This is a genomic window from Symmachiella macrocystis (assembly GCF_007860075.1).
Classification (GTDB): domain Bacteria; phylum Planctomycetota; class Planctomycetia; order Planctomycetales; family Planctomycetaceae; genus Symmachiella; species Symmachiella macrocystis.
The window spans coordinates 3,349,332-3,365,502 of record NZ_SJPP01000001.1 but is presented as its reverse complement, the minus strand read 5'-3'; the positions used below and the strand labels follow the sequence as shown (position 1 = coordinate 3,365,502).

At 56.1% G+C, this 16,171-nt stretch carries 8 protein-coding genes; 2 read left to right on the top strand and 6 right to left on the bottom strand.

Annotated features, from left to right (window positions below; genetic code table 11):
- Positions 1-5: 5 nt before the first annotated feature.
- The gene (locus CA54_RS13030; RefSeq protein WP_146371173.1) at positions 6-3,386 is read left to right on the top strand and encodes an MFS transporter; all 3,381 of its coding nucleotides are present in this window, start codon (positions 6-8) and stop codon (positions 3,384-3,386) included.
- Positions 3,383-10,096: a hypothetical protein gene (locus tag CA54_RS13025; RefSeq protein WP_146371172.1), complete on the top strand. Its 6,714-nt coding sequence runs from the start codon at positions 3,383-3,385 to the stop codon at positions 10,094-10,096. Before CA54_RS13030 ends, CA54_RS13025 begins: the two co-directional genes overlap by 4 nt.
- A gap of 218 nt (positions 10,097-10,314) precedes the next feature.
- On the opposite strand, the gene CA54_RS13020 is transcribed toward CA54_RS13025, so the two are convergent.
- The 6 genes from CA54_RS13020 to CA54_RS12995 all read right to left on the bottom strand — a co-directional run bounded on the left by CA54_RS13020 (position 10,315) and on the right by CA54_RS12995 (position 15,681).
- Positions 10,315-11,157, bottom strand: coding sequence for an undecaprenyl-diphosphate phosphatase (locus CA54_RS13020; protein WP_146371171.1), 843 nt, complete (start codon positions 11,155-11,157; stop codon positions 10,315-10,317).
- A 234-nt stretch (positions 11,158-11,391) separates the two neighbouring features.
- Entirely contained in the window at positions 11,392-11,691 is a 300-nt protein-coding gene (locus CA54_RS13015; RefSeq protein WP_146371170.1) for a metal-sulfur cluster assembly factor, read from the bottom strand.
- Positions 11,684-12,085: a hypothetical protein gene (locus CA54_RS13010; protein WP_146371169.1), complete on the bottom strand. Its 402-nt coding sequence runs from the start codon at positions 12,083-12,085 to the stop codon at positions 11,684-11,686. Before CA54_RS13010 ends, CA54_RS13015 begins: the two co-directional genes overlap by 8 nt.
- Before the next feature lie 87 nt (positions 12,086-12,172).
- Positions 12,173-13,285, bottom strand: a complete 1,113-nt coding sequence (locus tag CA54_RS13005) for a hypothetical protein (protein ID WP_146371168.1) — start codon at positions 13,283-13,285, stop codon at positions 12,173-12,175.
- A 93-nt stretch (positions 13,286-13,378) separates the two neighbouring features.
- A complete protein-coding gene (locus tag CA54_RS13000; protein ID WP_146371167.1) occupies positions 13,379-14,212 on the bottom strand; it encodes an HAD family hydrolase in 834 nt (277 codons plus the stop codon).
- A gap of 188 nt (positions 14,213-14,400) precedes the next feature.
- Entirely contained in the window at positions 14,401-15,681 is a 1,281-nt protein-coding gene (locus CA54_RS12995) for an adenylosuccinate synthase (RefSeq protein ID WP_146371166.1), read from the bottom strand.
- Positions 15,682-16,171 lie beyond the last annotated feature (490 nt).

Sequence of the window (16,171 nt, the reverse complement as noted above, 5' to 3'; positions counted from 1 at the left end):
TGCGGATGCTTTGCGCGCTTGGTCTGGCACTCTTCTGGGGATTCACGTCGCAGTCATTGAGCGCACAGCCACCAACCGATGGAAACAAGACGGCCCCCACAGCCACACAGCCCCAGACACGCTCCTCCTCGACTGCCCCCAACGAATCGTCTCGTACGATCATTTATTGGATCGACGAAACAGGAAAACGAATTCCTGTGCTACGGGGCGAACCGGGTGAGACCTTGGAACAGGCGCTCGACCGATTAAAAACAGACGAAACCGCGTCGAAACCTCCAGCTCCACAAACGGCGACGATCACTCGCATTGACCTTTCCGGAAAAGTCATCGGCGAGCGCGCCGAGTTGACCGCCGATTTCACGGTAGAAGTCTTGTCCGAAGATGCATTTGTGCCGATTCCGCTACGGATCCCCGAAGCGACCATTACCGGCGACGCGAAACATACAGGGCCCGGCAAATCGATCCCCGGCGGGATAGATGGCAAGGATGGTTACACATGGTGGTTGCGTGGCATAGGCGAACATCATCTGCAGCTCAACCTCAGTGTGCCTATCGAAGCCCGCTCTCCCAAGTTGCGGCTCAAAATTACGTTGCCACCGACAGCGGTCAGCAAATTCACATTGCAAGTCCCACAGCCACAGGTCTCGGCGACGGCTCAAAACAAGGATTCACGTTCGCAGCCGGTGATTTCAAAGATCGACGGATCGCAAATCGTCGTGCTTGGATTGGGAACAGCATTTGAATTGAGTTGGCAATCCACCAGCGTTGCCGAGCCGGGTAACTCGGTGCTTGAAGTTGAAAATACGATATCCGTCGATGTCGACAACGAGGCGGTTTTTGTCAAAGCGCAACAACGTCTCAATGCCATCGTTGGCACGGCAACGTTCAATGTTGTACGAGTCGATTTGCCAAAAAATGCCAAGTTACAAAGTTTGCACGGTTTGGATGTCGTCGGACATGCGGCCGATCCCGCTGCGCCGCAAACAATCATTATTCAACTTGCCAAACCGACACTCGGCCCAGTGGTATTGAATTGGCTCGTGGAATTGGACCATCCACAAGGTGTGACATCGCTGTTGGTGGAAGGTTTCAACGTGCACGAAGCGGTCCGTCAAAGCGGACTGATTGGAATGCGTAGCGATGCCGACCATCGTCTGGACATCGACGCCGATGCATCAAAATTCGTCAGACGCGTCGACGTCGCCTCGGTCAAAAATTACTTCGACTTCGAAGCAGCTCCCGATTCGGCTTTTCGCTTTAGCAAACAGCCGTTTCGATTGGTTACAAAAATTCGCAAGGTCGAACCGCAATTGACGGTCACACCGCAAGTCTTGCTTTCCTGCTCGGGTAGCGCGATCGACTTTGAGGGCACATTTCAATTTCGAGTCACCGGCGGCGAAATTGAAACAGTGGATATCAATTGGCCCGACTGGCAAAGAAATGGTTGGACGCTACAACCCTTTGAACCACAAGGCGAGATCGTGGAACGGTCCGAAGAGGGAAACCGTATCACGTTTCGATTGAAAAAGCGGACCGGTTCGGCGTTCACCGTCCAACTCAAAGCCCAACGGGCGATTTCCGACGAGAAGGAACCGCTCGATTTCGATTTACCCGCCGCCGAGGCCTCACGGCACCAAACGGCTGTTGTGATTGTCGCTATGAACGACAATGTGCAAATGCAGTTCGAACCCGAGGGAGGGGAAACTGTCGCACGTCTACTTTTAGAACCGCTGCCCGTTGCCTTGCGGCTTCCAGAAACGGTCCGTGATCGCCGTCATATTATTTATGAACTGGAATCGATCTCGCGACGATTTACCGGACGGTTATCGACTCACAAGAAGCTTGTGCAGACCAGCACGATTGTCAAGTTGATTCCCACAGCACCGCAAATGACCGTGCGACAGACCATCTCTTACACGGTCGCATGGGGCCGACAAGCCACGGTTTCACTGCTGGTCCCCAATTCCCTCAAAGGTCGCGTGCGGTTTACTTCAGATAGCGACGACGAATTACTGCCCACCCCGTCACAAGCCTCGTCGCTACCCGATTACCACCAAATCAATCTTCCGCTCAAAGCGCCCGGCACGCGGCGATTTCATGTGATTGCTGAATTTAATATCGACGACGTTGCCGTCGGGGAGCCAAGCGGCGAAGCAACAGTCACGCTGCCGTTCATCAAATCGCTCGACGGCGCATTCGCCTCAACCACAATCGAGACCGAACAATCGGCCAAAGTCCAAGTGCAATTTGAGCAGGAAGGCTGGCGACAGCAAACCGACGCAGCCGGGAATTCTACCTGGAGAACCAACCGCGACGTTATATCGATCCCGGTCACAATTCGCCGCATTGGCGGGCCGCTGGATCAACCGGGCATTGTGATCACAAAAGCATTAGCGCGCACAGAGATCGATGCCACTGGCACCGCTGAAACGCAATTGGTCTATGAGCTACAGCAGACCCCCGACCGGATTGAAATCACATTGCCGACTGGGCAAACACTCGTTGAAGTCCTCTGGAACGGCAATAAACTACAGCGCGAGTCGGTCGAATCAAGTTCCGAAGCACTGGATCGTTACGGATACAAAATCCAGCCGACCACTGACCGTGATGGGCGACGGTTATTGATTCGCTACCGGGCTTTGACCAGCCAACCGTTGGCATTCACTGGATCGTATCGGCTGTCCATTCCCCGCATCACTGGTGAGGTGTGGGCAGGGCAATCTGTCTGGGATGTCCAATTGCCTCGCAACCAAATCCTGTTCATTGATCCCGCTGGATTCACATCACAAAACCAGTGGACCCGCGGTGCGCTGGGTGGACTGCTGTGGCAGCGAAGACCGCAACAAACTCCGGCGGAATTGCGGCAATGGCTCAACTTCGCCGAACCAACCGATGCCCCGTCTCCTTCGGGCGGAGGACACCGTTATCAGTTCGCGCGGTTGGCGCCGCTACGGCAGTTGAGTGTGCAGACCATCAGTTGGCCCATGCTAATCGGCATCGGGTCCGGCCTTTCGCTGATTCTGGGTTTGATGTTTCAATATGTTCCCGCCACTAGAAACGTGTTGGCCTTACTCCTCATTGGCTGTGCCTTGGCGGTGGTGGGAATCTGGTATATGACGCCCGTGATCCTATTGTTGCAGGCCTCGGTCTTGGGAATGGTCTTGGCATTCATCAGCGCCATGATTCAAGCCTCCATCCGTCGTCGTCGCTCAACAGTGGTCACAATGTCCTCGGGAAGCGGTATCGGCTCGATGGCGGGATCCTCATTCGAGCAGGATGTGATCGGCACCGCCGGGTCCCAAACGCTGGTTCGCCCTCCCTCGGCGGCAGGCAGTTCTCCCGGCCAATCGATTCCCTCCTCGACGATTTCAGGAGCATCCGAATGACAACGCTGCGCTATTCTGGCGTTGTCCACAGCTTGCTCGGCCTGGGAATGCTGTTGCTCGCCTGTGGTTGGGAAAACAGCTCGCTCCTGTTCGGCCAAGAGAGCGAAGCTGCGGTTCCGAACATTCAATGGAATTTAGTCCCGCTAAATAAACGCAGCGTCTGGCCGCCAGGCGACTGGCAACCCATTCGACGAGATCGGCTCAAGCAACAACACACCAAGGACGGCAAACCAGCTGCTCAGGTGCCGCGCGAATTCCCAATTCGCCACGCGGTTTATTCCGCCAAGCTCACGTCAGAAAACGCCCTGGATGGCGGACTCGTATTGAAGGTCGATCAACCGCAAGACGGCCCGGCAATGATCCCCTTGGATCCTCTTTCGCTGCCGGTGCATGATCTGACTTGGCCCAACGGGGAAGCAGTCTGGGGTTCAACGCCGCAGGGACAGCTAGTTGTGAAGTCCCACTCCGATCAGAAAACGTTGACGGGGCGTTGGAAACTCCGCGGCGAGAAACGCCCTGGGGGGTTCTTGTTCGACGTGCAGGTTGCTCAGGCAGCCGCATCGCAGCTTATGTTGACAGTGCCGGAAACCTACGACGTCCAGTGTGAAACCGCCGTCGTCGATGCACCGGTTGCCGCCGATGTGCCTGGCTGGCGGAAATGGAGAATTGAACTCGGCCGCCAGACGCGCTGCCGAGTGGTACTGTATGAGACAGAGCCGGACGAGAAGCCTGCGCCGCTGATTGTGCTAAGCGACAACCGCGTCAAATACACATCGGCTCCCGAACAATTCCGAATTCAAAACCGGATGCAGCTCGACATTCTGAAAGCTCCGCTGTCCGATTTAGAGTTTGTCACTGATTCCGACGTGCAGATTCACGCCGTCTTGGCCGGGGCTGCCGCATTGCCGATGGAGCAGCACATCACCGAGGGCCGCCGGACGGTGCGTGTGCATTTCGACCCTCCGATCTCCGGTCCCGGGCACGTGCTACAACTGCAAGCGACAGCCCCGCTCACTACGGAACGCCAAATTCAATTGCCGCGAATTTTGGTTCCCGGGGCCGTAGTCGGCGGTGGGCGGATTGACGTCATCGTCCCCGCTCCCTTTGAGCTTCAAAAAATCACCACCCCTCCCAGGTATCGGCAAGAAGATGCTTCGAGCGGCGGAAACGCAGTCGCCTTTCATTACTATGGAGCTGCGGGCAACGTAACGGCGGTCTTCGGTTGGCCCCGCGCTGAAGTCAGCTGCCGCATATTCAGCCACCTGCGATCCACGCGCGACCAATGGGAAGCGCAAACGCAAATGCAGTGGCAATGCCAGTCGGGACAGCGGTTTACTTTGCAATGTGAGTTTCCTTCAGAGTGGGACATCACCGTTGTCTCACTGCAAAACAGTTCTGGAAGATTCGTCACGGCCGAGGATTGGACCATCGTCCCCGGCGCGCGTGATACGCGGACTTTGGTCGTCAAATTGAGCGAATCCTTATCCGCCACCAACCCGGTGACCATGGAATTCATCGCAATGCGACCGATGACCGCACACCATGAACCCTTGGCAATTCCGGCCCCCGTTCCGTTGAATACCGAAGACGTGGAAACATTGGTTTCGGTTGCCGAAACCTCTAGCGTTCAACCCATGCTCCAACCCGGCACAACGTTTTCGCCAATGTCGCGGCCCCGCGTTTCCCCAGCCTGGCAACAGTTTTCTCTGTGGGAGACGGCCAAACAGACCGACCGATCCTCACAAGTCTTCCTCTCAACCGCCGCACGTCCCCAGGGACAATTCCTCTTCCAGTCGGACCAAACTCCACTCAATATCGCCGCCAAGGTGCAGATGGAATTGTTCGAAGACCGTGCCCAGGAAGACCTGAAGATCATCGGCCGCGCTACTGGCCCCGCAGTCTCTCAAGTCCTCGTTTTCGTCAACGAGCCGGGACCAAAAATCTCCTGGGAGTTGCCCGAAGACAAGGAAACAAAAGTCACGCCCCGCAGACTCACCACTTCGCGGCAGCTTGCCCTAGGCCTGCCCCGTTTCGGCGAGTTGTGGGAAATTGAATTCACACCCCCGACAGTATCATTTACGCTGGTCGGTAGCCGATCGCGGGCTTTCTCCGCCTCGGGACAGGCCCCATTAGTTTCAGTACCGCGTGCTGAGAGTTTTCAAGGGACAGTGGAAGTCGAGTCCCCTCCGGAAATTCAGCCGCGGTTCATCCCCCAGGACTTAGTCGAACTGCAAGAAGTCGACGCATCTCCCGGCAACAATCCATCCGCCGCAAAAGTGCAGCGTTGGAGCTATCGTGCGGTGGATGCCAGACTGCGTATTGAAACACAAGTTCGCTCCAGCGGATCGCCGGCTGCCGCCATCTCCTCAGTCGATATCCATTCGCATCTCTCGCCCGCTGCTGATGGTGAAAATCGTCATTGGGCGGTGGTTGATCTGACCGCGCTATCCGAGACCGCTGAACTCGAATGGACCCTCCCCGAGTCCGCATTACCAGGCTCGGTCCGCGTGGGAGACCAAACTGTCGAGCCGTACCGTGTGAGAGAATCTTTTCGCTTGCAACGGGGTACGCGCGATCAAACCGGCATGGCGGTCATCCATTATCGGACACCTTCGGTGCCGCAGTTCGGACCAGGGATTATTCAGACTCCCGTGCCAAAATTCAACGTGCCTGTCCTACGATTTTCCTGGACAGTTGTTTGTCCGCCCCGTACACAAATACAGATACTCAACTTAAATGCCCGCCCCTATCAAGCGGCCATCGGTGATTCGTGGAGCCGACGTTTTCTAGGACCGCTGGCCCAGCAACCAGCATCCTCGCCCAGCCAAAACGCAGAAGAAAATCCGATACTGAATCGTTCCCTCGACCAAGGGGAAGCAGGGACGGGAACGGCAATTCCGGACGCTCCTTCCGGTTGGCAGCCGCAAACTTTTGAATTCGCAATGTCCCCCGTAGCCATCTCAGCCGCTATGTGGGACGTCGACCGTAGCCGGTTCATTGCGGTGGCGCTCTTGATGAGCTGCTTGATTATCGCCGCCGGCATCCGAGCCTGTGGCCTGAATTTCAGCCGACGTTTTGTGATCGTCTGGCTTTTACTGTGTGTGGTGATTGCTACTTGGGTACCAACCGCCTATGCGGAAATCGCCGGCGGAATTGTTATCGGTTCATTGCTCGCCTGTCTGATTCCACTGGTGGAAAAAATCATCGTCCGCGATTCTTCACGGCCGGAAGAGCCGGTCTCGATGGGCAGTACGCGTAAATACATCCCGGTCGCCACGGCAATTGTCATGGCAGCGCTCTGTCTCAGTCGGACAATGGCGCAGGAATCGACGACCACCCGCCGCAGCACACAACCGGAGTTGCATCGAGTGCTCATTCCCTATGAACCCGGGGATCCGTTAGGCCGCAATGCCAAATGGGTTTATGTTGAGCCCCATACTCTCGCCGCATTGTCAGCCGGTCAGCCGGACGAGTCTGCCATTCCGCCTTATTTGTTCCGCTCAGCGCGCTACGATCTTGCCGTCACTCGACAGGGGGGAAGCCAATGCGACATGCGTTTCGACGTGGATGTTCTGGCAACTTCCGACGACGTGACAATCCAACTACCGTTGGAAAATGTGAATCTCCTGGCTGATGATCCCTGCCGGGTGAACGGTAAACCGCATCCGGTTTGGCGAGACGCCGTGACCGGAAACTTGAGCCTGCGACTCAGCGGCCCCAAGCCGATTGCGGAGCAATCACCCGCATACGATGCTGCCAATACGGACGGCGAATCCGCGTCCCCCTCTCCCCAGCACGTGCGGTACCGGATCGACTTGTCGACTACAATTGCCAACGTTGCGGTGGAGAATCACAATAATCTGCGCTGGAACATCCCGCGCGTGGCCAATAGTCTCTTGTCGGTCCGACTACCAGCAGACCAAACGTTTGCACGCATCGGGTTGGATCAGCGACCGCCGTTCATGCTCCAGCTGAAAAATGAAACAGAGCCGGAAGTGATCTCGGTGGGCAACGCCGAACATGTGGACGTCGTTTCGTCCGCTGAGGTGATTCCCAGCGCAGGTCGCGTTACCGTTTCAGCTGTCTGTCTGGCGGATGTGACCCCATCACTGATTCAATACCAAGCGCAGATCTCCTACCGAGTGCGGCAGGGGTTTGTAAACCATCTCCTGTGGAAGCTGCCTCCCGATATTGCTGTCCGTTCGATCCACGGCAAAAATGTGGCCGGGTTTCACGTATTGAACAAGCAACAGATGGTTGTGGTCGAATTGGATTCGCTCAGTTCCGATCCCATTGAGATTCTTGCTGATTTCGTACTGCCGATTGCTGATGAATCACACGAACCGGTTGTGCCCGCTTTGGATTTCAGACCGCAAGAGCAGCTCGTCGAGGACTCTATGTCCCCCGTGCAAATATTCGCTGTCACTGCGCCCTCGGAATTTGAACTGGAAATCCAACCCGCGGATACCAACATGGCGGCGTCGCTAGAGAAGTCGAATTTCCTACAGCGTTGGAAAGGCAACGCCGCGCAACCGCGCGCCGTGTACGCGATCGAAGGCTCGGTTGATTTCGAAACGCACCTGCAATCTTTGGCTCCCAAGCGCAACGTAAAGACAGTTTTTCAAGGGCGGATTTCTCGGCATCATCTGAATTGGGAACTCACCGCCGAAATGGACGTGCGAACCGCGCTGGCGTTTCAGCACCGCATGCAAATTGATCCGCGACTTCGCATCGAATCCATATCGATCCAACAAGCCGACGCAGAGCGTCTACGCCGTGCAACGCGAACCCGTGATCAACTCGTGTTGTTTTTGAAAACCGGCGCTACGGGAAACCAAACCATCCGAATCAAAGGTGCGATGTCGCTGAAGTTTCCCGGCGAATTCACGCTCCCTGCGATCGGGTTTTTCGACGCCAACCTGACGGACGCCGAAGTCGTCCTGTGGCAAGAAAATGATTTGGAGGTCCAATTGACGGGAATCGATGAGAATCTTCCCGTCCCTGACCGCACCGCCTGGGAATTGGTGAACGACAGCGACCTATTGGTCGGCCGGTACCAAATTCCCACTGGAACGGATATGGAACAAGTCGTCGTCAAGATCGACAAGAACTCCCCCGACATCGTCATGGATGCGGTCAATCTCCTCGATATGCGGGTGGTCGGCATTCAAAAAATGACAACTGTGCTGCGATTCCAGGTCGCCTCGGGCCACGCTTCGGAATTCTCCGTCAGACTGCCCAAGCAATTCGCTGATACCTGCGAAGTCATTTCGCCAGCGTCCACTCGTAAGGAACTCCGTGATGACGGATTGGAATTGACCTTCCTCCCCGACGACCCACGTCAACAAGAGATGGTTGCGCGCCTCAACTTCCCCATCGAACTCGATAAAAATGGGGAACTGGTGATTGATGAAATCTTTCCCATCAACGCCACCGTGGGAGAGGTTTTTGTACAAACTCTCACCGACGAAGAATCGTTTGGTCCGGCGGCCGAATACTCTGGCCTGACCGAAGAGGAACTACCGGCGCAATTCGCCGATTGGATTCCCGTTGAGACACCGGCAGCGTATTCCAAATCTTACCGTGGCGGCGCGGGGCCTTGGCGATTTCGTAACCGCAACAGCCCCTCACAGGACGCGCTGACGATTGAATTGGCTGATACGCGACTGTGGCTCGATCACGCGCGGGGACTCGTCGGCCACACCAGTTATTTGATCTTACCCGGCAACAAAGAGCAGTTGGATGTGACGCTGCCCGCTGGCGCGAAATTGCGTGCTGTGCTCACCGATCACGGATTGGCCACCGTCTCACAAGTCAGCGGCCAGGACATCACGATCACCTTGGATTCCGCGCAGGTCGGCCAGATGATCATGCTCTATTGGACGCGCCCCGCCGCCGACCACAACTTGCTCACCGATTTCTATCGTCGCATGAATGTCCCCACCCCGCAACCACAGCACTTCGTCGTCAAACAAAGCGCGATGACCGTGATTCCCGCAGCTCACATCGGCCTAGAAGGTGCCGGGGATGACCTCACGCCGTTGAAGTACGCGCTGCTGCGGCTGGATGCGGAATTCACATTGTGCCGCGCTCAAACCAATGCCGGCCACCCGCGGCTGAAGTTCTTGTGGAATCGGCTGGAAGCACACTATCAACAAGTCGCTCATCTCTTTGATCAAGATGCCGACGAATTAACCGGCGACGATGCGGCACAGCTTCGTACAGAATTCGCTAAACTCCAGCAGCGGATTACCAACCAGTTGAGGCAATTGCCCTCATTAGAGATTCCCGTTCTCGCCATAGACGACACACCGATTAGCGATCCCACGTTATCGGACATCGTTTCCCCCTACGGCAGTCTGCATGAATTCGATGCGATGAAATCTCGGCAGGCTACAAATTTCTCGACATCGGTATTCGACGAACGGCTAGCGCCGGCCATCGCGACAGTTATTGGAATTCTTTTAGTCGCTATGGTCCGCTACATTTTGCGGCGACATATCGAATTCGATACCATCGCATGGCTGATCGACCATCCCCGCATCGCCTGGACCGCCGTCGGCCTCTTCTGGTGGCAGTTCATGAGCCCCAGTTGGCTAGGACCGGCGATTGTCGTGATCGCCATCATCTCGCGATTCTATCCCCGGCAAAAAGCGGCGAATGCGAGCACAGAACTAGACTTTGTCGTCGGCACATCCAGCAGCGCGTAGCGCGGGTGCCAATGGCTTTGCCAATGCCTCTCAAAGCCTAACATCAAAATACGCTCTAGCAACTTCCCAAACCCGCCACGGGAGGGCGAAGCTCCTGCTGAGCCGCGTATTGGCATTTGGTGTTGGGAAATGTGGAGATTTCAATAGCCGAGGCAGCGATATGGTGCATTGTTCAAAGGGTCTCGCTACCTGACCGGTTCCTCAACACCATTCTCCGATCAGCCCGCGGTCGACCACGGTCCGAGTTGCCAGATCAGCGTTCCGGTGGCCATCGCCAAGCAATAGTAGGCGAACCAATGCAGCCGCATTGTTGCCACTGCTTTGAGGAGCAGCTTGAGCGCTACCACGCCGACGACGAATGACGTCAGCGCGCCGGCCAGCAGTGCCGGCCATTGCGTGACCAACATGGAAATGGCGGATTGGTCTGCCGACTCGAGCGAGAGCGCATCCATCAGTACTTTCAGCGCCGCTGCTGAGATGGCGGGGATGGCGATAAAAAATGAAAACGTGGCTGCGTCATTCCGCCGCAGCCCGCAGAGCATGCCCCCGGAGATCGTACTGCCTGACCGCGAGATGCCCGGCACCAACGCCACGGCTTGAAACAGGCCGATCATGATCGCCTGCCAGGCGGTCATTTCTGCCAGCGGTTTCGCTTCGGGTCGGTTGGCCGATTTTTGACCGACCAGCAACATCCCCGCTGTGGCGATCCATCCGATTGCCACTACCATCGGCGTCTCAAAAGCGCGGTCCAAGAGCGGCTTGAGCGTTAGTCCGGCAATCCCCAACGGAATCGTCGCCAGCACGATGTACAGGCACAGGCGAAAGTCCTTGAGCAGGTCCCAGATTGCGCGGCGATAGACCACTAGAATGGAGAGCAGGGTGCCAAGGTGCAGCACCACATTGAGCACCAGATTCTCGTCGCTGTGAGCGGTCGTTCCCAGCCAGCGGCCGACGGGCGGGCCAAAGACCACCAAATGCCCGGACGAGCTAATCGGCAGAAACTCGGCAATCCCTTGCACGACGCCCAAAAGGACCGCTTGCCAAAATTCCGGACTGAACATGGGGTATCAATACATCTCGTGAATGCGCGTGGGCCGGCAGGCGACGACTACCAACAGGCCGGACGAAAGCTGACTCACCACAGTATAACCGGTATTTGTGACTGCGGCGGCAGTCAGCCACCTTACGCCTCGGTCGGCATCTCTAGCGGCCTCGGGTCGGAACGGTTACGCCGATAAATCAGCCCGGATTCCTACGCGACCGAAGACTTTGAGCGACAGTATCGGGGGCTATTTCTAAAACATCCCCAGATGATCGCGGGCATCGTCGGTCATACGCTCTGGACTCCAAGGCGGTGCCATGACCAGTTTGATCTCGGCTTCGCTCACATCTTCCAGATTTTCAAGCGCCATTTTCGCCTGTTGCATCAATTGCGGACCAGCGGGGCAAGCGGGGCTAGTCAACGTCATATCAACCGAAACTTTGCCGTCATCATCCTCGATGGCATAAATCAATCCCAGGTCAACAATATTGATCATCAACTCCGGATCAATGACATCTTTGAGTGCTTCAAGCAGCGCGGCTTCGTCAGCCATGTTCGGTACTCCTAAAGGGATCTTTGTAACTATTGTCCCCCGCGTAGGGGGCCACTGCCGCCCAACCAATGCCGCAGGCGACCACCACCAAAAACGCCACGATCGCCCGTCGCCGTTTTCGACTCCAAATGCTTCGAGCTATGACCCATAGCCCAACACCTATACCCAACGATAACGCAGAAAACAGCAGATTCAAGGGGGTCATGGCAATTGCATTGTGAGCATTTTCGGCGTGAGGAACGATCGGCCCATATTTGATGTTGAACCACAGCATTAACGCCAGTTGCGCACCATACCCCAATATCATCAAGCCGCTGCATACATAGCAAAACGAGACCGCAGCCATACTCAGCGGACGCGACTTTCGCTTTTCTGGGTCGGGCTTGAGGTTCATCGAACGCGCTCCCGCATGCCACGAATTCCGGCACCTTTGAAAAAAACGTCGCAGCCAGACACCGTTGGTCCTGCTCACGTCGTCATCTCACGACGAGTGCTCTCGCAATGAATGAGCAAGCTGGAGCAGAAAGTCGCGGTTGTCGGCGGTCAGATAGCGCATGTGGCCGCCCATGCGATTGAAGCTCTTGTTGTAGCGCAGGTAGTAATCAGGGTTGTCGACCGGCGGCTCGCCTTGGGTCCAGTCCCAGTGAGACTCAGCCAGATCGACGACGTAGATCGAGTGATCTTTGATCAAGTCGTCGTGCTGAATGGCGACATTCTGGGAGATCGACAGCGATTTTTCGAATACCATCGGAGACATCACCGCCGAGCCGATCGAAAGGTAAACGCCCCCATCGAGCCGGCTCACACTCTCGGCGAAGGTGAGGAAGTCGCATTCGGCAACGCGGCCCACGCTGGCGCCGTGATTCATCGGATGGTTGTAAATAATGTCGTGACCGAACATCGGATGCCCCGTGGATGGCACACCGAGTCGATACGCAGCGGCTTGTACGCTGAAACGCTTCCAGGCATGCGACACCTTCATCCGTCCTGCTGGCAGGTCGAACGTCTTGATGATCGACAGCAGGTCAGCGGCTGCGGCTGCGCGAGCCGGGTTATCGGCTGCGTGCGTGTTGATTTCTTCGAGCAGCGAGGCCGTGTCAGGAATGTCGCCTCCTTCATTCTCGATGAAGGCGCCGACCGACTCGCCATAACCTTTGCCTTCGTAAGCGCCGAGGTTCAAGGCGAGGTTGATGTTCCGGCCGGTTTCCTCCCAGTTGCCAAACTGGCCTTTTTTGACATAACCTTCAACGTCTTCGCTGGATTGCCCCTGAAAGGCGAACTCCCAGTCGTGAATGATGCCGGCGCCGTTTGTGGCTAAGTGCGTAACCCAGCCCGCCTCCATCAGTTCGATCATCACCAGCGCTAGACCGTTTTTGATCGAGTGAGCTCCAAAGGTGAGCATCACCGGCGCGTCATTTTGACGGGCCTTGACGATCTGCTCGACAGCTTCGGCGATTACTTTTTGGGCAACATCGGTGAGTTGTTGCGGTGCAGCGTCGACGGGGACGTGGTCGCGCTCGATTTGATTTTTGTTGACGCGCGTCGAGAGCGGCAACATCTTGATCTTATGGCGGTCAAACTGCGGATAAGGCATAGCTGTGTCACAATTCCAAATCAATCAAACCGAGCAGTGTGGTTTTCACTGTGGCTTAAGTTTTAATCAAACCCATGCGCCGACTGGGTCGCATCAAACATCCGCGCCGTTCGTCAAATACGCTAACAACGCATCTCGTTCGCGGTAGTCGGGGATAATAATATCCGCGCCGGCGCGCATCAGGCGATTCCGTTTCCACTCGTTGATTCCCTCGCGATGTTTTTCATCGCTGGCAACACCCACAGCGATGCCTCCCACGCGTTTGATCTCTTCGATTTCCACGTAGCCATCACCGAATCCCAACAGCCCGCCGTCTCCGAGGCTATTCTCCGCCATCAGTTTTTCGATGATCATTTTCTTGGAAAAGCTTTTGTACTCATCCTGGGCGCCATACACGTGCGGGCCGAAATACGCATCCAGTTTCAATGCGGCCAACTCGTCAGCGACGAATTGGTGATCGGTTCCACTGGCTAAATACAGATCGCAGCCGGCCGCTTGCAGTTGCTCCAGCAGTTCACGCGATCCCGGCACGGTCAGGATCTCCGCTTCGACGCTGCCGTCTTTGAGGCCTGAAACTCGTCCCGAAACCCGTTCCCACAACAGGTCGTGGTATTGCTGTTTGTATTCGAGCGGTTCCTTGGCCGTGCCACCCCGCTTGCCGACCTCTTCGGCCAGATGAATCATCTGGTAGATGGTCTGCTTGCCGTTGAGCCGCATAACGAACTCTTCGACGTGCTCGGACAATGCTTCGCGCGGTTCCGCCTGCGGAGTTTCCGCGAGGATGTCGACCATCATCGGGATCATGACTTCCGGCCAACCTTCGCGGACCAGCGACAACGTCCCGTCAAAATCAAACAACACAGCTGAAAACTGCCCACGCGGCAGATCAGGATTCACAATTTCAATACGGGTTCCAGGTAGGAACATAGGTGTGACTTTTTTCTGGAGCAATGTTTATGGAGTTTCTTCACCACGGAGGCACGGAGGAAATAGACCGTAGACTGTAGGCCTTAGGAACTAGCGATCTATTTCACAATCCTAAAGTCTACGGTCTATGGCCTAAAGCCTTTTTCTTCCCCCGTATCCTCCGTGCCTCCGTGGTGAAATACTTAATGTCAAATAATAATCGTCTGTTCGCGGTCAGGACCGATGGAGATGAATTCCACGGGGACACCGACCAACTCGGCGACGTTGTCCAGATACTTGCGTGCGTTGGCTGGCAAGTCTTCAAGCGTACGTGCACCGGTGATGTCGGTTTTCCAACCCGGCAGCGTGCGAAAGATCGGCTTGACCAACGCCAAGTCTTCGACATGCGAGGGAACATCGGTCGTTCGTTGGCCGTTGATTTCGTAGGCTTCGCAAATCTGGATTTCGTCCAGTTCGCTGAGCACGTCCAACAGCGTGACGGCGATGCAATCGACGCCGCAGACTCGGGCGCTGTAACCGGTCGCCACGGCATCCAACCAGCCGCAACGTCGTGGACGTCCGGTGACCGTGCCGTACTCGTTGCCGGTGTCGCGAATCAACTGGCCGATCTCGTTGTCCAGTTCCGTAGGAAACGGGCCGCCGCCGACGCGTGTGGTGTACGCCTTGACGATGCCGATCATGCGTTCGATATGCCGTTGCGGCACGCCGCTGCCGTTGTGAATTCCAGCTGCGGAACTATTCGACGACGTCACAAACGGAAACGTACCGTGATCCACATCCAGCAAACTGCCTTGGGCCCCTTCGAACAACAACCGCTTGCCGGCGGTGATCTCGCGATGCAGCCGCGCCGTCGTGTCGGTCACGTGCGGTTTGAGTATGCGGGCGTATTCTAAATACTCTTCCGCCACAGCCGCATGGTCAATCGTCTCAGAGCCAGGCGACAGGGCTTGGATGATCGTATTTTTCTGGTCGACGATACTTTCCAGCCGACTGCGGAAAGAAGCTTCGTGGTACAAATCGCCTACCCGAATCGCATGCGTGCGTCCCGCTTTATCACGATAGCAGGTGCCAATGCCCCGCATCGTGGTGCCGATCGCATCGTCTTTGCGGCTGGCTTCAAGCACCGCTTCTTCGGCCATGTGGTGCGGGAAAATGACATGAGCGCGATCGCTGATGATCAGGTTCTCGCCGATCTCGATCCCTTGCTGGCGAATCGCCTCCATTTCGCTGAGCAGGGCTTTAGGATTCACGACCAAACCCGGCCCGATCACCGACAATTTCTCCGAGCGCAAAATGCCCGTCGGTAAGAGCGACAGTTTGTAGGTCTTGCCGTTAAAGACGACAGTATGGCCGGCATTGTTGCCCCCTTGGTAGCGCACGACGATATCGTGCTCAAGGGTCAAAATATCGACGAGCTTCCCCTTGGCCTCGTCACCCCACTGTAATCCAACGACTGAAGTTGCCGACACGAGATTCAATTCCTCAATAAATTTCCCGCATTCCCATCCGGTCACTTGCGCCGAGTCGGAATGTTTTTAGTGATATACGGGCGCATACTCTGCCCGAAAACAGGCCTGTTGTTTCAATGACCGAAGATTCTGGACTTAGCATTCCGCTCGCGCGTGTCCGGTCATCCCAGCGGTACCATGTGATTTCTTACCCGGTTGCGGTAGAGCCAGTGGTGGACCAATTTCGTCCAATCTGTCCCGCTACCTGCATCAATGAATCTGTCCGCAGGTCGCTTCACGATCAATAACGATTCACCGGATTCGGCAGTCGCTGGGACGTGGTTTGCCCCGTAAGGACATCAGATTGTGAAGGAGTTGCATCCTGTTTGCAAGGCTCGCGCAAGGGGCCAGTCGAGATAAAGCCGACTGGCAATGCTAATTCGCCGGAACCTGCTTGACAGTAGTAACTTGCGAGCACGCATCATCAAAACCGGAGGAAGAGCGATTTTTG

What these genes read in the sequence shown, in the direction of transcription:
- CA54_RS13030 (WP_146371173.1), top strand. Translation starts at nt 6, where the DNA reads ATGCTTTGCGCGCTTGGTCTGGCACTCTTCTGGGGATTCACGTCGCAG.
- CA54_RS13025 (WP_146371172.1), top strand. Translation starts at nt 3,383, where the DNA reads ATGACAACGCTGCGCTATTCTGGCGTTGTCCACAGCTTGCTCGGCCTG.
- CA54_RS13020 (WP_146371171.1), bottom strand. Translation starts at nt 11,157, where the DNA reads ATGTTCAGTCCGGAATTTTGGCAAGCGGTCCTTTTGGGCGTCGTGCAA.
- CA54_RS13015 (WP_146371170.1), bottom strand. Translation starts at nt 11,691, where the DNA reads ATGGCTGACGAAGCCGCGCTGCTTGAAGCACTCAAAGATGTCATTGAT.
- CA54_RS13010 (WP_146371169.1), bottom strand. Translation starts at nt 12,085, where the DNA reads ATGAACCTCAAGCCCGACCCAGAAAAGCGAAAGTCGCGTCCGCTGAGT.
- CA54_RS13005 (WP_146371168.1), bottom strand. Translation starts at nt 13,285, where the DNA reads ATGCCTTATCCGCAGTTTGACCGCCATAAGATCAAGATGTTGCCGCTC.
- CA54_RS13000 (WP_146371167.1), bottom strand. Translation starts at nt 14,212, where the DNA reads ATGTTCCTACCTGGAACCCGTATTGAAATTGTGAATCCTGATCTGCCG.